This window comes from Corynebacterium sp. TUM25020, assembly GCF_056388495.1.
On the sequence record NZ_JBWJFG010000001.1, the window covers coordinates 488,749 to 510,965 of the forward strand.

Annotated in this window: 20 protein-coding genes; all 20 read left to right on the forward strand. The window is 60.6% G+C overall.

Annotation, left to right across the window (positions count from 1 at the left end; genetic code table 11):
- Positions 1–16: 16 nt before the first annotated feature.
- The 20 genes from nusB to AC05K6_RS02285 all read left to right on the forward strand — a co-directional run bounded on the left by nusB (position 17) and on the right by AC05K6_RS02285 (position 22,181).
- On the forward strand, positions 17–640 hold the full coding sequence (gene nusB, locus AC05K6_RS02190) for a transcription antitermination factor NusB (RefSeq protein ID WP_476727634.1): 624 nt from the start codon (positions 17–19) through the stop codon (positions 638–640).
- A 69-nt stretch (positions 641–709) separates the two neighbouring features.
- Positions 710–1,297 (forward strand): bifunctional pyr operon transcriptional regulator/uracil phosphoribosyltransferase PyrR, encoded by a 588-nt coding sequence (gene pyrR / locus AC05K6_RS02195; protein WP_476727635.1) that lies wholly within the window; start codon positions 710–712, stop codon positions 1,295–1,297.
- Positions 1,298–1,300: 3 nt separating this feature from the next.
- Complete coding sequence (locus AC05K6_RS02200) at positions 1,301–2,236, forward strand: aspartate carbamoyltransferase catalytic subunit (protein WP_476727636.1); 936 nt, start codon at positions 1,301–1,303, stop codon at positions 2,234–2,236.
- 78 nt (positions 2,237–2,314) lie between these two features.
- Positions 2,315–3,670: a dihydroorotase gene (locus AC05K6_RS02205; RefSeq protein WP_476727723.1), complete on the forward strand. Its 1,356-nt coding sequence runs from the start codon at positions 2,315–2,317 to the stop codon at positions 3,668–3,670.
- A gap of 70 nt (positions 3,671–3,740) precedes the next feature.
- Entirely contained in the window at positions 3,741–4,880 is a 1,140-nt protein-coding gene (gene carA, locus AC05K6_RS02210) for a glutamine-hydrolyzing carbamoyl-phosphate synthase small subunit (protein ID WP_476727637.1), read from the forward strand.
- A gap of 58 nt (positions 4,881–4,938) precedes the next feature.
- Positions 4,939–8,304 carry a carbamoyl-phosphate synthase large subunit gene (gene carB / locus AC05K6_RS02215; protein WP_476727638.1) on the forward strand — a complete coding sequence of 1,122 codons (3,366 nt, stop codon included), beginning with the start codon at positions 4,939–4,941 and terminating at the stop codon, positions 8,302–8,304.
- A gap of 20 nt (positions 8,305–8,324) precedes the next feature.
- Positions 8,325–9,149: an orotidine-5'-phosphate decarboxylase gene (pyrF, locus tag AC05K6_RS02220; RefSeq protein ID WP_476727724.1), complete on the forward strand. Its 825-nt coding sequence runs from the start codon at positions 8,325–8,327 to the stop codon at positions 9,147–9,149.
- A gap of 294 nt (positions 9,150–9,443) precedes the next feature.
- Positions 9,444–9,764, forward strand: coding sequence for an integration host factor, actinobacterial type (gene mihF / locus AC05K6_RS02225; protein WP_005294871.1), 321 nt, complete (start codon positions 9,444–9,446; stop codon positions 9,762–9,764).
- 2 nt (positions 9,765–9,766) lie between these two features.
- A complete protein-coding gene (gmk, locus tag AC05K6_RS02230; RefSeq protein WP_476727639.1) occupies positions 9,767–10,333 on the forward strand; it encodes a guanylate kinase in 567 nt (188 codons plus the stop codon).
- An 87-nt stretch (positions 10,334–10,420) separates the two neighbouring features.
- Complete coding sequence (rpoZ, locus tag AC05K6_RS02235) at positions 10,421–10,702, forward strand: DNA-directed RNA polymerase subunit omega (protein WP_034988049.1); 282 nt, start codon at positions 10,421–10,423, stop codon at positions 10,700–10,702.
- A 20-nt stretch (positions 10,703–10,722) separates the two neighbouring features.
- Complete coding sequence (gene coaBC / locus AC05K6_RS02240; RefSeq protein WP_476727640.1) at positions 10,723–11,991, forward strand: bifunctional phosphopantothenoylcysteine decarboxylase/phosphopantothenate--cysteine ligase CoaBC; 1,269 nt, start codon at positions 10,723–10,725, stop codon at positions 11,989–11,991.
- A gap of 83 nt (positions 11,992–12,074) precedes the next feature.
- The gene (gene metK, locus AC05K6_RS02245; protein ID WP_476727641.1) at positions 12,075–13,301 is read left to right on the forward strand and encodes a methionine adenosyltransferase; all 1,227 of its coding nucleotides are present in this window, start codon (positions 12,075–12,077) and stop codon (positions 13,299–13,301) included.
- Between the two features lie 25 nt (positions 13,302–13,326).
- Positions 13,327–15,390 (forward strand): primosomal protein N', encoded by a 2,064-nt coding sequence (locus tag AC05K6_RS02250; RefSeq protein WP_476727642.1) that lies wholly within the window; start codon positions 13,327–13,329, stop codon positions 15,388–15,390.
- 11 nt (positions 15,391–15,401) lie between these two features.
- Positions 15,402–15,908, forward strand: coding sequence for a peptide deformylase (gene def, locus AC05K6_RS02255; protein WP_293791500.1), 507 nt, complete (start codon positions 15,402–15,404; stop codon positions 15,906–15,908).
- Positions 15,905–16,909, forward strand: coding sequence for a methionyl-tRNA formyltransferase (gene fmt / locus AC05K6_RS02260; RefSeq protein ID WP_448307643.1), 1,005 nt, complete (start codon positions 15,905–15,907; stop codon positions 16,907–16,909). The genes def and fmt overlap by 4 nt, the downstream gene beginning before the upstream one ends.
- Before the next feature lie 7 nt (positions 16,910–16,916).
- Positions 16,917–18,431, forward strand: a complete 1,515-nt coding sequence (locus tag AC05K6_RS02265; protein WP_476727643.1) for an RsmB/NOP family class I SAM-dependent RNA methyltransferase — start codon at positions 16,917–16,919, stop codon at positions 18,429–18,431.
- Positions 18,432–18,447: 16 nt separating this feature from the next.
- Entirely contained in the window at positions 18,448–19,125 is a 678-nt protein-coding gene (rpe, locus tag AC05K6_RS02270) for a ribulose-phosphate 3-epimerase (protein ID WP_476727644.1), read from the forward strand.
- A 4-nt stretch (positions 19,126–19,129) separates the two neighbouring features.
- Complete coding sequence (gene ribD / locus AC05K6_RS02275) at positions 19,130–20,194, forward strand: bifunctional diaminohydroxyphosphoribosylaminopyrimidine deaminase/5-amino-6-(5-phosphoribosylamino)uracil reductase RibD (RefSeq protein ID WP_476727645.1); 1,065 nt, start codon at positions 19,130–19,132, stop codon at positions 20,192–20,194.
- A gap of 66 nt (positions 20,195–20,260) precedes the next feature.
- A complete protein-coding gene (locus AC05K6_RS02280) occupies positions 20,261–20,917 on the forward strand; it encodes a riboflavin synthase (protein ID WP_476727646.1) in 657 nt (218 codons plus the stop codon).
- Positions 20,918–20,936: 19 nt separating this feature from the next.
- Positions 20,937–22,181: a bifunctional 3,4-dihydroxy-2-butanone-4-phosphate synthase/GTP cyclohydrolase II gene (locus AC05K6_RS02285; protein WP_293791491.1), complete on the forward strand. Its 1,245-nt coding sequence runs from the start codon at positions 20,937–20,939 to the stop codon at positions 22,179–22,181.
- Positions 22,182–22,217: the final 36 nt, after the last annotated feature.

Consider the following 22,217-nt stretch of genomic DNA (forward strand, 5'->3'; position numbering starts at 1 on the left):
CGACTGCTTTTCACCCATGACTGAAGAACGTACAGCTGAGACGAACGCGGGCAAAGGCACCTCGTTTAAGCGCCATGGCTCCCGCTACAAGGCGCGCCGCCGCGCAGTGGACATTCTGTTTGAGGCGGAGTTCCGCGACATCGACCCGGTGGAGATCGTCGAAGAGCGCATTTCCCTGGCCAAGGATGCGGCTAACCAGGTCAAGCCTGTGCCGGAGTACACCCAACAGATTGTGCCCGGAGTGGCAACGAACCTGGATGCGCTGGACGAAGCCATCGCTTTGCACCTTTCCAGCGAGTGGCGCTTGGATCGCCTGCCAGCCGTCGACCGCGCCGTGTTGCGCGTCGCGGCGTGGGAGCTGAAGTTCAACGATGATGTCCCCTCTCAGGTGGCAGTAGTTGAGGGGGTAGAGCTAGCGAGCGAATACTCCCACGACAAGGCTCCGAGCTACATTCACGCAGTACTGGATGGCATCAACAAGGACATGCAGGTACAGGCTGACCTGCAGATCGCCGATGCAGCTGCAGCGCAGCGTGTCAAAAGCGAGGCGGACGACAACCTGGATTCACTGCTTGGTGACGTCGTAAACGAAGAGGGGGAGGCTTCCGACAAGGAAGCCGGTGATTCCGCGAACGCGTGATAGACTGCGAGTCGGACAATGTAGACATCCTTTAACAGACCGCACAGAGAGGCGGGAAAGGAGGTCACGATGAACCCGACGGCTGGGGAAGCCGGCGTCACCTTACTCGACGCAGATCAAGTTTCCCGTACTGTCGCGCGCATCGCGCACCAGATTATTGAAAAGACCGCGCTTGACGGGGAAGAGGCTCAACGCGTGGTTCTTCTAGGCATTCCATCGGGGGGAGTGCCGCTCGCGGCACGCTTAGCCGAGAAAATAGAGCATTTCACGGGGGTAGAAGTCTTCCAGGGTTCTTTGGACATCACCCTGTACCGAGATGACCTTCGTACCACAACTCATCGGGCGCTGAAGCCCACGAAGGTTCCGCCGCAAGGTATTGATGGCACCACCGTAGTGCTGGTCGACGATGTTTTGTACAGTGGCCGGTCTATTCGCGCTGCTCTCGACGCCCTGACGGACATTGGCCGACCAGAATCCGTACAGGTGGCTGTCCTCATCGACCGTGGCCACCGAAAGCTGCCTATCCGAGCGGACTACGTAGGCAAGAACATTCCCACAGCTGCGGATGAGGATGTGACGGTAAACCTCGCCGAGCTGGACGACGTCGACAACGTGATTCTGTTCCGCCGGTCGAGCGCACAGGAAGAGAGTAAGTAGCCCATGAAGCACCTGATTAGCATCGCTGACCTGAACAAGTCCGAGATTCTGGGTCTAATGGATGAGGCCGATCGCTTTGCCGAGGCACTCGATGGTCGCGAAATGAAGAAGCTGCCCACCCTGCGGGGGCGCACCATCTTCACGATGTTCTACGAAAACTCCACCCGCACCCGTTCCTCGTTTGAAACCGCCGGAAAGTGGATGAGCGCGGATGTTATCAACATCTCCGCCAGCAGCTCCTCAGTGAAGAAGGGCGAATCCCTCCGCGATACCGCACTCACGCTGAAAGCCGTCGGCGCCGATGCGATCATTATGCGCCACCCGTCCTCCGGTGCTGCCCGGCAGGTCGCGGGGTGGCTGGATGATACGGCCATCATCAACGCAGGTGACGGTTCCAACCAGCACCCGACCCAAGCCCTTTTGGACGCCACCACAATGCGCAACCGCATTGGGGACATTAGCGGCAAGAAGGTCATTATTGTCGGCGATATCCTGCACTCCCGCGTGGCTCGCTCGAATGCCCAACTGCTGACGACCCTCGGCGCGGAGGTGGTGTTCGTAGCTCCACCGACACTAATTCCACTGGGTATTGAGCACTGGGGTGCATACCCGGACAGCGTGCGTGTCAGCTACGACTTCGACAGTGAGATCGCCGACGCCGACGTGGTTATGATGCTGCGAGTCCAAGCTGAGCGCATGAATGGTGGCTTCTTCCCCTCGCACCGCGAGTACGCCACCCGCTACGGACTCTCGCAGGCACGTGCGGAACGTATGAAGGATGACGCCATCATCATGCACCCGGGGCCGATGTTGCGGGGTATGGAAATTAACTACGATGTGGCTGATCTGCCGAACACCGTGGTGCTTAATCAGGTGACCGCCGGCGTGCATGTGCGTATGGCCGTCCTATTTACCCTTTTGGTCGGGGACGAGGGATAGCGAAGAAGGGTACAGAGGTTCAGCATGGCAAACACAGCAAAGACAGATAAGAAGACTTTCGACAAAGGAGCATTCACTATGACCTCCGAGTATCCTGCCACCGGCGAGCTGGCCAGCCACCCGACCGGCGCTGACAAGGCAGTCCTGTTGCGCGGCGTATTGATCTACGGCGAGGGCGACAAGCAGGATGTGCTTATCCAAGATGGCGTAATCTCCGAGATCGGCAGCGACCTAGCTGACTCTGCTCCAGCGGGTGCGGAGGTACTGGATCTCGACGGACAAGTGTTGTTGCCGGGGCTGGTGGACATGCATGTGCACCTACGCGAACCGGGACGGGAAGATACTGAGACCATTGCCACCGGCTCCGCAGCAGCGGCTCAGGGTGGCTTTACGGCTGTATTCACTATGGCCAACACTGCTCCCGTGACGGACAACCCCGCGATCGCAGAAATGGTGTGGTACAAGGGGCAAAACACGAATCTCTGCGACGTTCACCCCGTCGGCTCTATCTCGAAGGGACTAGAGGGCAAGGAGCTTACGGAGTTTGGCATGATGGCCGATTCTGATGCAAAGGTGCGGATGTTCTCCGACGACGGAAAGTGCGTCGACGATCCACGCCTAATGCGTCGCGCCATCGAGTACTCCAAGGGAATGGATGTGCTGCTGGCTCAGCACTGCGAGGAGCCCCGCCTGACCATCGGCGCTGTCGCCCACGAAGGAGAGACCGCCGCGCGTCTCGGCCTGGGCGGATGGCCGCGTGTCGCCGAAGAATCCATTGTCGCCCGGGATGCCATCATGGCTCGCGACTACGGCGGAAGGCTGCACATCTGCCACGCCTCCACGGAAGGTACCGTGGATCTGCTGCGCTGGGCGAAAGACCAGGACATTCCGCTTACCGCAGAGGTAACCCCACACCACCTGCTGCTCACCGATGAGCGACTGGAAACCTACGACGGCGTGAACCGAGTCAACCCGCCGCTGCGCGAACAACGCGATGTGGAGGCGCTCCGTGCAGCACTCATCGACGGCACCGTCGACTGCGTGGCCACCGATCACGCGCCACACGGTTCGGAAGACAAGTGCTGCGAGTTCGATAAGGCCCGCCCCGGCATGCTGGGAATCGAGACCTCTCTGGCACTCATCGCCAAGATCTTCGTTATCGATGGCGACCAGGACTGGCGCTTCGTAGCCAAGGTGATGTCCGAGCGACCTGCCGAGATCACCAAGCTCCCCGGACACGGTCGCCCGATCGCGGTCGGGGAACCGGCAAACTTGTGCGCTGTGGATGTCAATAAGTCCTGGGTCGCGCACGGCCACGACATGGCTTCCAAGGCCAATAACACTCCCTACGAGGGCATGGACATGCCCGTGAAGGTGAGCACCACGCTGTTGCGGGGCAAGGTGACCTGCAAGAATGGCTCAGCGGTGCACTAAGCATCCACGAGTGGGCGTCAATTAAAAAAAGAACCAAACACAACAGCTAAGAGTTAAGGAAATAAGCACAATGAGCTACACGCCAGCAGCACTGGTTCTCGCCGATGGAAAGATCTTCCGCGGCCGCGCATTCGGCGCGACGGGGCGCACCCTGGGCGAGGCAGTTTTCACCACCGCCATGACCGGTTATCAAGAGACAATGACCGACCCGTCTTACCACCGTCAGATTGTGGTGGCGACCGCTCCGCACATTGGAAACACCGGCTGGAACGACGAGGATTCCGAGTCTCGTGGCGGCAATATCTGGGTCGCTGGGCTGGTAATCCGCGATCTTTCCCGCACCGTAAGCAACTGGCGTGCCACCAGGAGCCTGCCGGAGGAGATGGAAGCACAGGAGATCATCGGTATCCAGGGCGTAGACACGCGCGCGATCGTTCGCCACTTGCGCGACAAGGGTTCGGTAGCCGCGGGCATCTTTAGCGGTGACGCCCTTAGCTCCGACGACGATATGATCAGCCAGGTTCAGGCTCAACCGGCAATGTCGGGTGCAGACCTGTCCGGCGATGTAAGCACCGACGAGCTGTACGTGGTGGAGGCTGAAGGGGGAATCAAGCACACCATCATCGCCTACGACATGGGTATTAAGACCAACACCCCGCGCGAGTTCTCCAAGCGCGGCGTGCGCAGCGTGGTCGTTCCCTCGACGACTACCTTCGACGAGGTAAAGAAGCTGATGGAGGAGTACAACGCCTCGGGCGTGTTCATCTCCAACGGCCCAGGCGATCCGGCGACCGCCGATGCAACCGTGGAGGAGCTAAAGAAGGTACTGGAAGCCAAGATTCCGTTCTTCGGCATCTGTTTTGGTAACCAGCTGCTTGGTCGCGCACTCGGCATGGATACCTACAAGCTGAAGTTCGGCCACCGGGGTACGAACGTGCCGGTGATCGACCACCGAACTGGCAAGATCGACATCACCGCACAGAACCACGGCTTCGCTCTGAAGGGCAAGGCTTTGGAGACTTTCGACACCCCGTTCGGCGAGGCGCAGGTGACGCACACCTGCCTGAACGATGACGTGGTTGAGGGAGTAGCGCTGGTAGATGGCAGCGCATTCTCCGTCCAATACCACCCGGAATCCGCGGCTGGACCGCACGATGCAAACCCGCTGTTCGACAAGTTCTTCGAGAACCTCGAAAAGTACAGCAACTAAAACGCAACTGAAGAAACTGCAGCAACCTTAAGCAACAGGGATAGTAGGGAAGACACCAATGCCACGTCGCGAAGATATCAATCACGTACTCGTCATCGGCTCCGGCCCGATCGTCATCGGCCAGGCTTGTGAGTTCGACTACTCCGGAACCCAGGCCTGCCGCGTGCTCAAAGAAGAGGGCTTGCGCGTTACGCTGATTAACTCGAACCCGGCGACAATCATGACCGACCCGGAGTTCGCCGACCACACCTATATCGAGCCGATCTCCCCGAAGTACATCGAGAAGATCTTCCAGGTAGAGCAGGATGCAGGGCACAAGGTCGACGCCGTCCTGGCGACTCTCGGTGGCCAGACCGCATTGAATGCCGCCATCCAGCTGGATCGCTTGGGCATCCTCGACAAGTACGGGGTGGAGCTGATTGGCGCGGATATCGACGCTATTGAACGCGGTGAGGACCGCCAGAAGTTCAAGGACATCGTTGAGAAGATCGGCGGCGATTCCGCACGCTCCCGTGTTTGCCACAACATGGAGGAAGTACACGAGACCGTCGCAGAGCTGGGTCTGCCCGTCGTTGTGCGTCCGTCGTTCACCATGGGTGGTTTGGGCTCCGGCCTGGCCTTTAACGAAAAGGATCTGGAGCGCATCGCCGGCGGTGGCCTGGCGGCCTCCCCAGAGGCGAACGTGCTGATCGAGGAGTCCATCCTCGGTTGGAAGGAATACGAGCTGGAGCTTATGCGCGACGGCAAGGACAACGTCGTGGTCGTCTGCTCCATCGAGAACGTGGACGCGTTGGGTGTGCACACCGGTGACTCCATGACTGTTGCCCCCAGCATGACCTTGACTGACCGCGAGTTCCAGACCATGCGCGATCAGGGTATCGCCATTCTCCGCGAGGTCGGCGTGGACACCGGTGGTTGTAACATTCAGTTCGCGGTGAACCCGAAGGACGGACGCATCATCACCATCGAGATGAACCCGCGCGTTTCCCGTTCCTCAGCCCTGGCCTCTAAGGCCACTGGTTTCCCGATCGCCAAGCTGGCTGCGAAGCTGGCCATCGGCTACACCCTGGATGAGGTGCGCAACGACATCACCGAGGTCACCCCAGCCGCTTTCGAGCCGACCCTGGACTATGTGATCGTCAAGGCTCCGCGCTTTGCTTTCGAGAAGTTCCCCGGCGCCGACGATACGCTGACCACCACGATGAAGTCCGTAGGCGAGGCCATGGCAGTGGGGCGCAACTACGTCACTGGTCTGAATAAGGTGATGCGCTCCTTGGAAACCAAGCAAGCTGGATTCTGGACCGTCCCAGACGAGGCGTTTGCCGGTGAACGTGCCACCGACAAGGAAGCCGTGCTGGAAGATCTAAAGCGCCCCACCGAGGGTCGCATGTACGACGCGGAATTGGCGCTACGTCTGGGCGCTACTGTCGATGAGGTCTATGCCGCTTCTGGCATTGACCCCTGGTTCCTGGACGAGCTCGCCGGGTTGGTCGAGTTCCGCGCCCGTCTTGTGGACGCCCCAGTCTTGGATGTGGAACTTCTCCGCGAAGCTAAGTACTTGGGTCTGTCGGATGCACAGATTGCCGCGCTGCGTCCGGAGCTTGCTGGCGAGGATGGCGTGCGCGCCCTGCGTTGGGCACAGGGCATTCGTCCGGTGTTTAAGACCGTTGACACCTGTGCTGCTGAGTTTGAGGCTAAGACGCCATACCACTACAGCTCCTATGAGCTGGATCCCGCAGCCGAGTCTGAGGTGGCTCCGCAGCGGGATAAGAAGAAGGTGCTGATTCTCGGCTCTGGTCCAAACCGGATTGGCCAGGGCATCGAGTTCGACTATTCCTGTGTGCACGCGGCTTTGGAACTTTCCCGCGTGGGCTATGAGACCGTTATGGTCAACTGCAACCCGGAGACCGTGTCCACCGACTACGACACCGCTGACCGCCTGTACTTCGAACCGTTGACCTTTGAAGACGTCATGGAGATTTACCATGCAGAGGCTGAGTCCGGTGAGATCGCTGGCGTGATCGTGCAGCTCGGTGGCCAGACCCCGCTGGGCCTTGCACAGCGTCTGGCTGACGCCGGCGTGCCGGTCGTCGGCACCTCCCCGGAGGCCATCAACCTGGCAGAGGACCGTGGCGAGTTCGGCAAGGTACTAGAGAAGGCAGCTCTACCCGCACCGGAGTTCGGCACCGCCACCAGTGTTGAAGAGGCTCACGCCGTGGCTGCCCGCATTGGCTTCCCAGTACTGGTTCGCCCGTCCTACGTACTGGGTGGACGCGGCATGGAAATCGTCTACGACGATGACAGCCTGTCCGACTACATCCAGCGTGCTACGGAAATCACTAGCGATCACCCGGTACTGGTTGACCGCTTCCTGGATTCCGCTATCGAGATTGACGTGGACGCACTGTGTGACGGTGAGAATGTCTACCTGGCCGGCGTGATGGAGCACATCGAAGAGGCCGGAATTCACTCCGGCGACTCCGCCTGCGCAATTCCGCCGATGACGCTGGGTGCAGAGGACATTGAGAAGGTCCGCAAGGCCACCACTGCGCTGGCCTATGGCATTGGTGTGAAGGGACTGATGAATGTCCAATTCGCTTTGAAGGACGACGTGCTCTACGTCATCGAGGCAAACCCCCGCGCTTCCCGCACCGTACCTTTCGTGTCGAAGGCTACGGGTGTGCAGCTGTCTAAGGCTGCCGCACGCATCATGCTCGGCACTAGCATTTCGGATCTGATTGAAGAAGGCATTCTGCCGCGTGATCGCGACGGCGGTTCGCTGCCGCAGGGACACCCGATTGCCGTGAAGGAAGCCGTCATGCCGTTCAACCGCTTCCGTAGCCCGGAGGGCCACGTACTGGATTCTCTGCTGAGCCCGGAGATGAAATCCACCGGCGAGGTCATGGGCTTGGACGATGATTTTGGCTCTGCATTCGCAAAGACTCAAGAGGCCACGGGTGATCTGCCGACCGAGGGTACTGTCTTCGTTTCGGTAGCCAATCGCGACAAGCGCACCTTGATCTTGCCGATTCAACGCCTGTACTCCCTTGGATTCAAGATCCTGGCCACCCAGGGCACTGCAGCTATGCTCCGTCGCAACGGTGTGGAGTGCGAAGTTGTGGCCAAGATTTCGGACGAGCGCCGCGCGGCAGCGGACAACACACCGCTTGTAGACACGGACGGCAAGCCGATGCGCACCGTGGGCGACTGGATCAAGGATGGCGATGTCGACCTCATCCTGAACACGCCTGCAGGTTCCGCCGGGGCGCGTCATGACGGTTACGATATCCGCTCCGCCGCGGTGAACATGGGCGTACCGTGCGTCACCACCGTCCAAGGCGCCGTGGCCGCAGTACAGGGCATTGAAGCACTCCAGGGTGCTGCGCCAACCGTCCGCGCCATTCAGGAGGTCGATCACTCGTGAGCGTGAGCGAAGGCCCAAGCCTGACCTTTGGGCAGCGGTTCCTTGAGCGCTCTAAGACCTATGGGCAGCTTTGCGTGGGCATGGATCCCCACGTCGGCATCTTGGAAGCTTGGGGACTCAAAGCGACTGTCGAAGGGCTTGAGGCCTTCAGTAAGACGTGCGTCGAGGCTTTTGCGGATGTTGCGTGTGTCGTAAAGCCTCAAGTTGCCTTCTATGAACAGTTCGGTTCTGCGGGTCTAGCTGTCCTGGAAGAGTCCATTGCACAATTACGACGCGCAGGTGTTTTGGTGATTGCCGACGCCAAGCGTGGCGACATTGGATCCACTATGGCAGGTTATGCCCGAGCATGGCTGGACCCGGAGTCGCCCTTGTGTAGTGACGCCGTGACCGTTTCCCCCTGGTTGGGGTTTGAATCCCTGCGGCCTGTTCTCGACCTGGGCGAGCGACATGGCAGGGGAGTGATCGTGCTGGCTGCAACCTCTAACCCGGAGGCCCGTGGCGTTCAGCGTTCCCTGTTTGATGGAACGCAGGTGAACCTGGCGCAACACATTGTGGATCGAGTGGCCGAGGAAAATGCCCAGCATTCCGGTGCTGGCAACGTGGGCGTGGTGGTAGGCGCAACCCTGGCTGATCCACCCCGCTTGGACCGTGTCGGCGGCATGGTTCTGATGCCTGGGGTAGGTGCACAGGGCGGAACTATGGACGATGTGAAGCGTATTGCCGGGGGAGACGAGACGGCGTCATTAGTCTCACCAAATGTCTCTCGCGGTGTGCTCCGTGCCGGACCCGACGTGGCCGACCTCCGCGCAGCGGTGAAAGAGCAGGCGACACAGCTCACACTTTGAGACTTTAACCGGCTTTTAGCAGGGGCTTTTGCTGCTTTCTAGGATTCCGGGTGCTACACTGACATGCATTGTTTGAAACCTAGTGTCGCGGTACCGCAGTTGCACTTTTAGGTGTCTTTCCTGAACCGTGTACAGTAGTCGAGAACATATTCTCGGTGTGTCAGCTTGGCAAAATTATCCGAGACAACTTAATATCCAGCGTTGCTTGGAATACCGTTCGGTCTCTACAGCATGCTGGTTATCAACCAGAAAAACTTTCCATTCAAAAGACGAGAATATTAAACGGAGGCACCCGTGGCACTTCCCCAGTTGACCGATGAGCAGCGCGCAGCGGCGCTGAAGAAGGCAGCCGAGGCACGCAAGGCACGCGCAGAACTGCGCGAGAAGCTGAAGCGTGGCGGCACCGACCTGAAGCAGGTCCTGAAGGACGCCGAAACCGATGAGACCCTGGGCAAGATGAAGGTTTCCGCTCTGCTGGTCTCCCTGCCGAAGGTTGGCAAGGTGAAGGCCAAGGAAATCATGGAGCAGCTGGAGATCGCCGAAACCCGCCGTATCCGTGGCCTGGGCGACCGTCAGCGTCGCGCCCTGCTGGAGCACTTCGGTTTCGAGGAATAATCTTGAGCCAGGACCTGAATAGCGGCCGGATCGTCGTCCTCGCAGGACCTTCGGCAGTGGGGAAGTCCACAGTCGTTCGTCGTCTGCGCTCGGACGTTCCGGATCTGTTCTTCAGTGTGTCCATGACCACCCGCGCCCCACGTCCGGGCGAAGTCGATGGCGAGGACTACATCTACGTCACCCGCGAGCAGTTCGAGGACAATATCGCGGCGGGTAAGATGCTCGAGTGGGCGGAGATCCACGGTGGTCTGCAGCTATCCGGCACGCCGCGTGAGCCGATTGAGAACGCGTTGGCTCAAGCCCGCCCCGTTCTCGTCGAGGTTGACCTCGAAGGCGCTCGTAACGTCAAGAAGATGCTGCCCCAGGTACAAACGGTTTTCCTTGCGCCGCCGTCCTGGGAAGTGCTCGTAGAGCGTCTGACCGGTCGCGGTACGGAAACCCAGGACGTCATTGAACGTCGCTTGGAGACTGCGAAAGTCGAAATGGCCTCGCAGTCGGAGTTCGACCATGTGGTGGTCAACGATGACGTGGAACAAGCAGTCGCGACAATCAGCGGCTTTCTCCGATAGAAGCCGCGGCGGCACGCTGCGAGCACTGTGCTCAATAAAGAACTAAAAGAATATACAGTTTACAACCCACCAAAGAAGGTGCATACCGTGGAAAACCAGGACGTGAATGCGAACGATAGCGTGTTCGATCCTCCTGTAGGCATCACCAACCCACCCATCGACGAGCTTCTCACGAAGGTGTCTTCCAAGTACGCCTTGGTCATCTTCGCAGCTAAGCGCGCACGTCAGATCAACGACTACTTCCAGACGGTCGACGAGGGCGTCTTTGAGTTCGTCGGACCTCTGGTTACCCCGGATGTCCACGAGAAGCCCCTGTCCATCGCTCTGCGCGAGATTAACCGGGATCTGTTAGAACACACCGAGGGTTAAACCAGCTAGGCTGATTCGTTGTGAACGTTGCATCAGCTTTAACCAACACCAAGCCGCTCCGCGTCGTTATCGGCGTAGGGGGCGGCATTGCTGCGTATAAGGCCGCTCACTTGGTGCGCTATTTCACTGAACGCGGCCATGATGTGCGGGTGATTCCGACCCGATCGGCATTGAACTTCGTCGGCGCTTCCACATTTGAAGCGCTGTCGGGCCATCCGGTGGCGACTGAAGTATTCGATGCGGTGGATGAGGTACAGCACGTTCGTCTCGGGCAAGAAGCCGATCTTATTGTCGTGGCTCCGGCGACGGCGGATTTGATGGCTCGGATTGCTCATGGCCGTGCTGATGATCTGCTGACTGCAAGTTGTTTGGTAGCGACGTGCCCCGTGGTGCTGGCTCCTGCAATGCACACGGAGATGTGGGAGAACCCGGCGACTGTAGATAATGTGGCGACGCTGCGTCGGCACGGGATTACCGTCCTGGATCCCGCCCACGGGCGACTTACCGGCAAAGACACTGGCGCCGGTCGGCTGCCGGAACCGGAACAGATTGGCCAGTTGGCTCTTACTGTGCAGGCGGACCGAGAGGCATTTACCCGTGATCTCGAAGGCAAGCGGGTACTCATTAGCGCCGGTGGTACGCATGAGCCGTTGGATCCCGTGCGTTATCTGGGTAATGCCTCGTCTGGGCGACAGGGCTACGCGCTGGCAGAGGTTGCGGCTCAGCGGGGAGCCAAAGTTACCCTCGTGGCTGGGGTGACGGAGAACTTGCCCACGCCCAGTGGAGCCGAGGTTGTTAGGGTGAAGACCGCTCGTGAGATGCAAGAAGCGGTAATGGAACATGCCACCACCGCAGACGTCGTCATCATGGCTGCAGCTGTAGCTGACTACCGCCCAGCAGAGATAGCCGGATCGAAGATGAAGAAAGGTTCTGACGCTGATCTGTCGACGATTCAGCTCACCGAGAACCCGGACATCCTCGCTGGTGTGGTTGAGGCACGGGCGCGCGGAGCCGTGGCGTCCACAACAAAGATCGTGGGTTTCGCGGCAGAAACCGGCGACCAGAACAGTAGCCCGCTGGACTTCGCTCGCAAAAAGCTACAGAAGAAGGGCTGCGATCTTTTGATGTGCAATGCCGTGGGCGAGGGCAAGGTTTTTGGCCAGCCGGATAGCGCGGGCTGGATCCTCCGCCCCAATGGAGAGGTCATCGAGGTGCCGCCTGGTCCGAAGACCAGGGTCGCTGCCGCGATCTGGAAGGCTGTATGCGAGACTAAACCAACCACTACGTGACAAATACAGACAGCTTGGTCTAGTATGTGTCCATCGACTTAAGAGTCCTTAATAACTGATACCTAAAAAAGGAAAAATTCCACGTGTCTTTGCGCCTATTTAGCAGCGAGTCCGTCACCGAAGGGCACCCTGACAAGATCTGCGACGCGATCTCCGACAAGATCCTCGACGCATTGCTTGCCAAGGACCCAGAGGCACGCGTGGCCGTCGAAACCGTCGTGACCACTGGACTGGTTCACGTTGTCGGCGAAATCCGCACTACCACCTATGTAGAGATTCCCGCACTCGTACGCAAAACTCTGCTGGAGATTGGCTTCAACAGCTCCGATATGGGCTTTGACGGCTCTACCTGCGGCGTAAGCATCGCAATCGGCGAACAGTCCCAGGAGATTGCGCAAGGTGTGGATACCGCCTTGGAGCACCGCTCCCAGAACGACGATGACGGCGCAGAGCTGGACGAAATCGACCGCCTGGGCGCCGGTGACCAGGGCCTCATGTTCGGCTATGCCACCAACGAAACCCCGGAGTTTATGCCACTGCCGATCGCGCTGGCGCACCGCCTATCGCGGCGCCTGACCGAGGTGCGCAAGAAGGGCATCGTCCCGCATCTGCGTCCCGATGGCAAGACCCAGGTGACCTTCGCTTATGACGCAGAAGGCACCCCGGTTCGCCTGGATACGGTCGTGGTTTCCACTCAGCACGACGACGGCATCGAACAGGAGCGGCTGCATGAGCAGATCCGCACCCACGTTGTTCAGTATGTGCTGGACGAGGCAGGATTGAGCGGCAACCTGGCCGACACAGACTACACGCTGCTGGTGAATCCCTCTGGGTCCTTCGTTCTGGGCGGCCCCATGGGTGATGCAGGCCTGACCGGCCGCAAGATCATCGTCGACACCTACGGCGGCATGGCTCGCCACGGCGGCGGTGCGTTTTCCGGAAAGGATCCAAGCAAGGTCGACCGCTCCGGTGCTTATGCCATGCGTTGGGTGGCTAAGAACATTGTGGCTGCCGGGCTGGCTGACCGTGCGGAGGTTCAGGTGGCCTATGCTATCGGCCGCGCAACGCCTGTTGGCCTGTACGTGGAGACCTTCGGCACCGAGACCGTTCCAGTGGAGGTCATTCAGGATGCCGTCCGCCAGGTATTCGATCTGCGCCCCGCTGCGATTCTTCAGGAGCTTGACCTCAAGCGCCCGATTTACGCCCAGACCAGCGCTTACGGCCACTTTGGCCGGACCGACCTGGACCTGCCGTGGGAGCGCACCGACCGAGTGGCTGCGCTGAAGAAGGCTGTCGAGGCCGCTCAGTAGCACGTAGCAGGTAGCAATTAGCACTGTGGAACAGCCCGTCGCGCGAGTCCTGCCGTTACTCGGCGTGCCACACCTAGATCGGCTTTTCGACTACGCGGTGCCGGAAAGCATGGATGCGCACGCCCAACCGGGTGTGCGCGTTCGCGTTCGCTTTTCCGGGCGACTCGTCGATGCCTTCGTTATTGAGCGGCGCCGACGGAGTGACCATCACGGCGAGCTGCGATCACTGGAGCGTGTGATTAGCCCCCTGCGTGTGTTGCCGAAGCACCTATGGGAGCTGGTGAACGTTCTGGCGGATCGCTATGCCGGGGTGCGTTCGGATATTCTGCGTTCGGTTGTTCCCTCCCGGCATGCCTCAGCGGAAGAGGCGGGGTTGTTCGCCGATGGCGCGGCATGGGAAAACCTTGGTGCGAAGTTGCAGTCCGTCGAGCAGGCTTCCGCCGACTCCTATCAGGCCGCGGAGGAGGCCCTTACGCCTTACCCTCACGGTGGGGCGTTCCTTTCTGCGCTCGTCGAGGGCAAACCTGCCAGGGCTTGTATATTGACGCCCCCAGGCCGCGACATCCCCACCCTCATCGCGGCCGTTGCAGCTGCCGTGGCCTGGAACACCGACGGTGGGGTCTTGGTGGTGGCACCCAACCAACGCTTGGTCGATCGCCTGGTAGCCGGATTAAAAGAGCATATGAACACCGCGCAGGTGATGGAGCTGACGGCCCAGGTCGGCCCCAATGCACGATACCGCCGCTACTTATCCGTTCTGGCAGGTCAAGCGCGGGTGGTGGTCGGTACCCGCTCAGCGGCGTTGCTGCCAATGCCCAAGCCCCGGTTAATGGTGCTGATAGGTGAGTCCGACGATAATCTGGTGGATCCGCGTGCACCGTATATCCATGCGCGCGAAGCACTGGCGCTGCATGCACAGCACACCGGGGCGGGACTGCTGATCGCTGGGGTTCATAGGTCGGCGGAAGTGCAGCAGTGGGTGGATCGGAAACTGGTGTATCCCCTGTTGCCCACCCGAGATTCCTTACATGAGGCCATGCCATGGATCCGGGGATTAGGGGAGACGGACGGAGCCACGGAACGGGAGCTGCATGCGCCCGGGGCAAGAATCCCCTCCATGGCGTTTGCCGCTATACGAGAATGCCTGGATAGTGACCTGCCCGCTCTGGTGCAGGTACCGCGCCGCGGGTACGCACCCGCGTTGGCCTGTGCACAGTGTCGCACCCCCGCGCGCTGCAGACACTGTAATGGGCCATTGGAACTGCCGACAAGTGCGGATGCAGCTCCACCGCGCTGCCGGTGGTGTGGGCAAACCGCGGGGCTATTCACCTGTCCAAGTTGCGGTAACCACAGCGTGCGCTTGTCTGTCATAGGGCATGACCGGACCGTGGAAGAGTTGGGGCGGGCCTTTCCTGGTGTGCCAATCATCGCTAGCGGTGGCAAGCACGTAGTGGACAGCGTGAAGCGTCGCGGGAGCATAGTAGTAGCCACCCCGGGGGCCGAGCCCACTGTGGAAGACGGCCTCTATGGCGCAGCGGTTTTGGTGGATCCTTGGATTCTGTTGGGCAGACAAGACCTAAGAGCGGCTGAGACAGCGCTTCGGCATTGGATGGAAGCAGCATCACTTGTGGCGCCCCGAACGAATGGCGGCAAGGTTGTCTTCGCCGGCGCGGCCAGCCTCCCCACGGCTCAACAGCTTATTCGCTGGGATCCGGTTGGGGCAGCTCGTGCTGAACTTGCCCACCGCGCCGAGGCTGCCTTCCCTCCAGCTTTTGCCGTGGCTGCTGTCGACGGCACCAGTACGGCGATTGAAGGACTTGAATCCAACTGGGAGTTACCCCCGGGTGCGGAGACCTTAGGCCCCGTGGAGCTTCCACCCGGAGTGCGTTTGCCCGCCGGAATTGATAGCCACGACCCGCAAGCTCGGCAGGCCGCCAGGCGCATGCTGGTGCGGGTTCCCGCCGACCAGCACATTGCGCTGGGGCAAGCGTTGCGCAGCGCCCAATCGGTACGCACAATCCAGCGGGGCAGTCGTTCAACCCAACCCGACGCCCTGAGGGTTGTCATGGATCCTGTGCGGATCGGTTAGTGTTGATAACCATGACCGTGCTGAACATGCGCTACTTTGGGGACCCGGTCCTTAAGACCGTGGCGGACCCAGTGAAATCAGAACTTATTCAGGATGCGGGAACGCGTCGCCTGGTCGAGGACATGCTGGAGACCATGGATCACTTCGGTGGCGTGGGACTGGCCGCCAACCAGGTGGGTATCACTCGCCGCATTTTCGTCTTCGACTGCGATGGGGATCGCGGACATGTGATCAACCCGACTTGGGAGGCCGTGGGTGAGGAGACGCAAACCGGGGGCGAGGGTTGCCTTTCCATCCCGGACGTCGGCGGTGACGTCACCCGTGCCCAGCGAGTGCGCTTGCGTGGTACGACCGTCGATGGCGAGGAGATTGACCGCGAGGTTACGGACTTGCTGGCGCGTTGTGTGCAACACGAAACCGACCATCTTGATGGCGTGCTTTTCATCGAGCACCTAGAGGCAGACCAGCGCCGTGAGGCAATGCGCCAAATTCGCGAATCGGAGTGGTTTAAACAGTGAAAATCGTCTTTGCCGGCACTCCGGAACCCGCTGCCGTGGCGCTAGAACACCTCATCGCCGATGAGCGTATCGAGGTCGTTGCGGTGGTTACCCAGCCCGACGCCAAGCGGGGACGTGGCCGCAGCCTGCGCCCATCGAAGGTCGCGGAAGTTGCGGAAAAGGCCGCCATCCCCACTTACAAATGGCCTAGCCTCAAAGCCGGTACGGAATCCGGTGACGAGGCCCGCGCGGTGCTTTCCAACCTCGCCGAACGCGGTGTGTCTGCCACAGCAGTAGTGGCCTATGGCAACCTGATTCCTACCGACCTCCTCGACGTGTTTGAGCATGGATGGGTAAACCTGCACTACTCACTCCTGCCACGCTGGCGCGGTGCAGCGCCCGTTCAAGCAGCGCTGGCCGCTGGCGACGAGTACACGGGAGCATCCATCTTCCGCATCGAACAGGGGCTGGACACCGGCCCAGTCGCCGCCCAACTGACCCAGAAGATCGCCATTGAAGATACGGCAGACGACCTGCTGGCAAGTCTGACCTATGCCGGACGCGAGCTACTGGCCGATGCCCTCATCGAGATGGATGATGGCTCTGCTGAGCTGTCCGCACAGGACGATGAGGCGGCTACACACGCGCCGAAGATTCACCCGGCTGATGCGCAAATCGATTGGAAGCAGCCCGCCGAAGTCATTCAGCGCACTGCCCGTGCTCACACTCCGGCGCCTGGTGCATGGACTTTGTTGGACGACCAACGGTTCAAGATCGGCATGCTGCTACCTACCTCACCCACGGACGCGTCAGAACTTGCTGAACTCGGTGCAGGTGATGTTGCGGCGTCGAACAAAAAAGTTTTCGTAGGCACGGGCACCAGCGCGCTAGAGATCACGCTGATCCAACCGCCGGGGAAGAAGATGATGGACGCGGCCGCCTGGGCGCGCGGTCAGCAGGAGTTGCTGGCGAAGCATCCGACCTTCAGCGCCCGGAACACAGAAGCGGAAACAGGGGAGTAATAGGAACATGGGAGGCTTCAGGGCGCGCTCTGAATCGGCGCGCAGCGGCGAACATAAACCCGCAAAGGCTACGGGCTACCAGCAACGCCGTCCCGAACATAGGCAGCGGAAAAGCCGTGCAAAGGGCTCCGGGGACAAGGTACGCGACGTCGTCTTTGGCGTATTACGGGCCGTCACAGTCGACGACGCTTTCGGCAACTTGGTGCTGCCCAAGGCGCTGCGGGAAGCAGGTATAAAGGGACGCGACGCCGCATTTGCCACAGAGCTGACCTATGGCACCCTGCGCGCACGCGGACTATTGGACGCAATCATCGCTGACGCTGCTGGGCGCCCGATTGAAAAGATCGACTCAGTAGCCCTTGATGCCCTCCGCATGGGCGCTTACCAGATCCTGCGCACACGGGTGGAGAACCACGCTGCCGTCAACACATCGGTGGAGTTGGTGAAAGCCCATGGCGCAGGCCAAGCATCCGGGTTCGTCAACGGGGTGCTGCGAGGGCTGACCCGGAAGAAGCCCGAAACATGGATCGAGCGAGTGGCGCCAGGTAATGAACTGGCAGACATAAGCTTGCGCAATGCACACCCGGAATGGATTGCCCAGGTATTCGCTGAGTCCCTGGGAGTGGATCCCGCTACCGAAGAAGGGCGCAGCGAACTCGAATATGCGCTGGCTACCGATGACGCGCGCCCGATTGTGCACCTGGCCGCCCGCCCCGGCCAGATTAGCGGCGAGGAGTTGGCACTGATCACCGGTGGTACCGAGGGCAGGTTCTCTCCCTACGCGGTCTATTTGGATGAAGGCGCCCCCGGCGACATCGCCCCGGTGCGCGAGGGGCTGGCTAGCGTACAGGATGAAGGTTCGCAGCTAATTGCCCTGGCTACGACCCGCGTACCTGTCGCTGCCGAATTGCCTGGCCGGTGGCTGGATCTCTGCGCGGGGCCGGGCGGTAAGACTGCGTTTATTGCCTCGGCTGCACTGTCCGAGCAGGCGAGTGTGGATGCGGTGGAGATTGCCCAGCACCGCGCCACGTTGATCGAGCAGACTGTCCGCGAGTTGCCAGTGCGGGTGCACGTGGGCGACGGGCGGAAGTTGGAAGAGATCAAGAGCCTGAATATTCCGGAGGGTGGTTTTACTCGTGTACTGATCGACGCCCCGTGTTCCGGTCTCGGTGCGTTGCGTCGCCGCCCTGAGGCTCGGTGGACGAAGTCCCCAGAGGATATTCCGCCGCTTGTCACGCTCCAGCGCGAGTTGCTGACCAGTGGCCTGGCTGCGACGGCTCCGGGCGGGGTGCTGATCTACTCCACGTGCTCCCCGCACCCTAAGGAGACTACGGACGTGGTTCGCTCGGTCGCGGCACGTACCGGTGCGGAGATTCTGGACGTTACTGAGTACCTGCCTGAGCTGGCCGCCACGAACGTCGCCCAGACTAAGCCCTTTGTTCAGCTCTGGCCCCATATCCACGGCACCGACGCAATGTTCTTCGCCGCGCTGCGTCCGGCAAGGCGCCCCGCCGACAAGTAGAAAGGCTTTTGCTCCTATGCCGAACCCCCGCACTTCCCGCACCCCGCTCATCGCCCCTTCGATCCTCGCTGCCGATTTCTCTGCCTTGGCCAGCGAAATCGGCCGAGTACCGAATGCAGACTGGTTGCACATCGACGTGATGGATAACCACTTCGTTCCTAACCTTTCTTTCGGTCTTCCAGTGGCCAAGTCGCTGCTTCCCCACACGGACAAGCACTTGGATGTGCACCTGATGATTGAGAACCCGGAGAAGTGGGCGGAAGACTATGCCGATGACTTCCAGTCCGTCACCTTCCACCTGGAAGCCGTGGCGGATGTCGACGCAGCTATTGCCTTGGCCGACAAGTTGCGCGGACACGGCACGGCGGCGGGCATTTCGATCACGCCGAATACTCCGGTGGAGCCACTTTTGGATCATCTGGACAAGTTTGACCTCGTTCTGGTGATGAGTGTGGAGCCGGGCTTCGGCGGCCAGAAGTTTATGCCCGAGGTACTGGACAAGGTTCGCGCACTGCGCAGCCGTATCGACGAATTGGGCCTAGATACTCTCATCGAGATCGATGGAGGCATTGGGCCGGAGACCGCTGCCGAGTCCGCCGCCGCGGGCGTGGACGTGTACGTTGCCGGCTCCAGTGTCTTCGGCAAGGAAGACCCCGCCGCGGCGGTTGATGAGATCCGCGCTCGCGCCCAGTAGCTACATGGATCTTTCTCTGTTTTCCGACGCCCACCGCCTCGGTTGGCAAGCGGCCCAGAAAGCTAGCCCGAACCCGCCGGTCGGTGCGGTGATCGAAGACTCTGCCGGGGTAGTGGTAGGCCGTGGCCATACACAACGCCCTGGCGCAGCACACGCTGAAGTGATGGCACTGCAGGAGGCCGGCGACCGCGCCCGCGGTGGCCGGGCGATTGTGACTTTGGAGCCCTGTAACCACACTGGCCTCACGGGTCCGTGTGCGCAGGCACTGATTGAGGCGGGTATTCGCCGCGTTGATTTTCTCTTCGCCGACCCGAACCCCACTGCGACTGGGGGCGCCGAGACTCTGCGCGCGGCCGGTGTGGAGGTTTTTGGTCCTTATCTGCCACAGCCGACTGCCCCAGGTGGTGCGACGCTGGTTCCGTGGACCCAGATGTACAGCGTGGAACCCTGGCTTATCGCGATGGCTGAGCAGCGTCCGCATGTTTGTCTCAAGATCGCCTCAACGGTGGACGGACGGGTAGCTGCGATAGATAAAACGAGCCAGTGGATCACCGGGGATGCTGCGCGTGTCGCTGCTCACGAAGACAGAACCCGTCGTGATGCAATCCTTGTCGGAACTGGTACCGTCGCCGCCGATAACCCTCGCCTATCTGCACGTGATGCACAAGGAAAGCCCTTTGCAGAGGACCTCCAGCCCCTGCGAGTGGTACTAGGAACCCGTGACGTTCCCACCGACGCACGGATTTTTGACGCTCCGGGACAGGCTGTCCACTTGCGCACTCGTGATGTACACGCTGCCCTTGCAGACCTCTGGGAGCGCGATGTGCGCACGCTGCTGGTGGAGGGTGGTGCAGAGGTAGCTGCGGCTTTTATAGGCGCTGGGGTAGTGGACGAAGTGCAGTACTACGCAGCACCGGCAGTGTTGGGGGCAGGGGTGGCGTCGCTAAGCACGCAGCGAGGCGACCTCGGCCAGACAATCGCAGATATCCTGCGCTTTGTGCCACGTGAGCTGGAGGTATTGGGTGGGGATATTCGCTGGACGATGACGGCGCCCGGACGTACCCCCTGACACTGGGAGTAACCCACAGTGGGCTAGTGTGTATGTAATCACGTACATAAAACGTTAGGAGCGCGCATGTTCACCGGGATCATCGAGGAGGTCGGACGGGTCGCCGCTATTGACGCAGCGGGAGACTCGCTGCGGATGCGTTTCACTGTCCCCGGCGTGCTGGAGGATGCCAAGCGAGGCGATTCCATCGCGATTAATGGCGTGTGCCTGACTATCGCGGAGCTCGGCGCGGGCGAAAAGGCCGCAGAGTTCACAGCTGATGTGATGCAGGTGACGCTGGACTACAGTGCCCTGGGAAGCATCTCAGTGGGCGACCGGGTGAATGTCGAACGTGCGATGGCCAGCGGCCAGCGCTTTGGCGGGCATATCGTGCAAGGACACGTGGACGGCACTGCCCAGCTGATCGAGCGGCGTCCCTCAGAGCACTGGGAAATTTTCCGCTTCCGTTTGGATCAACCGGAGCTGTCCCGTTACCTCGCCAAGAAGGGCTCGGTAGCGATCAATGGCACGTCGTTGACCATTGCTGAGGTCCCAGAGGTGCCGACAGTAGGGAAGAATGAAGAAGACTGGTTCGAAGTCTCCCTGATTCCCACCACACTGGCCGACACTATGTTGGGTGATCTGCAGCCGGGATCCCGCGTCAACGTGGAGTGCGATGTGCTTGCGAAGTACGTCGAACGGCTATCTCAGCATTGCGCGAACACCAACGGCCAGCAAAACTAACGCGAGAGGCAAGATCACGATGAGCACAAGCGAAAACCAGGACATTCAGCTGGACTCCGTGGAGCGTGCCATCGCCGACATCGCTGCGGGTAAAGCCGTAGTGGTCGTCGACGACGAGAACCGGGAAAACGAAGGCGACCTCATCTTCGCCGCCGAGCTAGCGACTCCCGAACTGATGGCCTTCATGGTGCGCCATAGCTCCGGCTATGTGTGCGTAGGCATGGATAGCGCCGAATGCGACCGCCTAGGTCTGCCGCCGATGGTTGCCCGGAACGAGGACGTCCGTGGCACCGCCTATACGGTAACGGTTGACGCCGCCGAAGGCGTGGACACCGGCATCAGCGCCACTGATCGAGCCCGTACAGTGCGGCTGTTGGCGGATCCTACATCCACCGCAGCGACCTTCAACCGCCCAGGCCACGTGGTTCCGCTGCGCGCCAAGCGCGGAGGCGTGCTGGTACGCCAGGGCCACACCGAGGCCGCGGTGGATCTGGCACGGGCGGCGAACCTGGCTCCCGCAGGGGCGCTGTGTGAGATCGTCTCAGAGGAAGATCCCACCACCATGGCCCGCCTGCCCGAGCTGCGACGCTTCGCCGACGCACACGGACTGGCTCTCATCAGCATCGAGCAGCTGCAGCACTGGCGCCGCCACCACACCCAAACCTTGGAGCGAGCAGTGGAAACGCGGCTGCCGACCAAGCACGGAGACTTCCGGGCGATCGGCTATGTCAACATCATCGATGGCACAGAGCATATCGCGCTAGTCAAGGGCGATCTCTCTACCGCAGGGGAGCAACCCGTCCCGGTTCGGGTGCATTCTGAGTGCCTTACCGGCGATATCTTCGGTTCGCGCCGCTGCGACTGCGGTGACCAGCTTTCCGCCGCGCTCGACTACATCGAGTCGAAGGGGCGTGGCGTATTGATTTACCTGCGCGGTCACGAGGGTAGGGGTATCGGTCTACTGCCGAAGCTCCGCGCGTATGTGCTGCAGGATGAGGGGCTGGACACCGTGGACGCTAATCTCGAGCAGGGGCTTCCAATAGACGCCCGCGAGTACAGCGCGGCAGCTCAGATTCTCAAGGATCTGAAGGTAGACACGGTTGCTCTGATTTCCAACAACCCGGACAAGATCCACGACCTCGCCAGCCACGGTGTTAACGTCGCCACCCGCATTCCGGTGGAGTTGCACCCCAATGAAGACAATGTGGTCTACCTTCGCACGAAACGGGACCGGATGGGTCACCAACTCGATACGCTGGACTGAAAAGCTCATATCGAAGTACCAAGGAGGAGCCCCTAC

What these genes read in the sequence shown, in the direction of transcription:
- AC05K6_RS02205 (WP_476727723.1), top strand. Translation starts at nt 2,315, where the DNA reads ATGACCTCCGAGTATCCTGCCACCGGCGAGCTGGCCAGCCACCCGACC.
- pyrR (WP_476727635.1), top strand. Translation starts at nt 710, where the DNA reads ATGAACCCGACGGCTGGGGAAGCCGGCGTCACCTTACTCGACGCAGAT.
- AC05K6_RS02200 (WP_476727636.1), top strand. Translation starts at nt 1,301, where the DNA reads ATGAAGCACCTGATTAGCATCGCTGACCTGAACAAGTCCGAGATTCTG.
- nusB (WP_476727634.1), top strand. Translation starts at nt 17, where the DNA reads ATGACTGAAGAACGTACAGCTGAGACGAACGCGGGCAAAGGCACCTCG.
- def (WP_293791500.1), top strand. Translation starts at nt 15,402, where the DNA reads ATGACCGTGCTGAACATGCGCTACTTTGGGGACCCGGTCCTTAAGACC.
- carA (WP_476727637.1), top strand. Translation starts at nt 3,741, where the DNA reads ATGAGCTACACGCCAGCAGCACTGGTTCTCGCCGATGGAAAGATCTTC.
- rpe (WP_476727644.1), top strand. Translation starts at nt 18,448, where the DNA reads ATGCCGAACCCCCGCACTTCCCGCACCCCGCTCATCGCCCCTTCGATC.
- AC05K6_RS02285 (WP_293791491.1), top strand. Translation starts at nt 20,937, where the DNA reads ATGAGCACAAGCGAAAACCAGGACATTCAGCTGGACTCCGTGGAGCGT.
- AC05K6_RS02280 (WP_476727646.1), top strand. Translation starts at nt 20,261, where the DNA reads ATGTTCACCGGGATCATCGAGGAGGTCGGACGGGTCGCCGCTATTGAC.
- AC05K6_RS02265 (WP_476727643.1), top strand. Translation starts at nt 16,917, where the DNA reads ATGGGAGGCTTCAGGGCGCGCTCTGAATCGGCGCGCAGCGGCGAACAT.
- ribD (WP_476727645.1), top strand. Translation starts at nt 19,130, where the DNA reads ATGGATCTTTCTCTGTTTTCCGACGCCCACCGCCTCGGTTGGCAAGCG.
- carB (WP_476727638.1), top strand. Translation starts at nt 4,939, where the DNA reads ATGCCACGTCGCGAAGATATCAATCACGTACTCGTCATCGGCTCCGGC.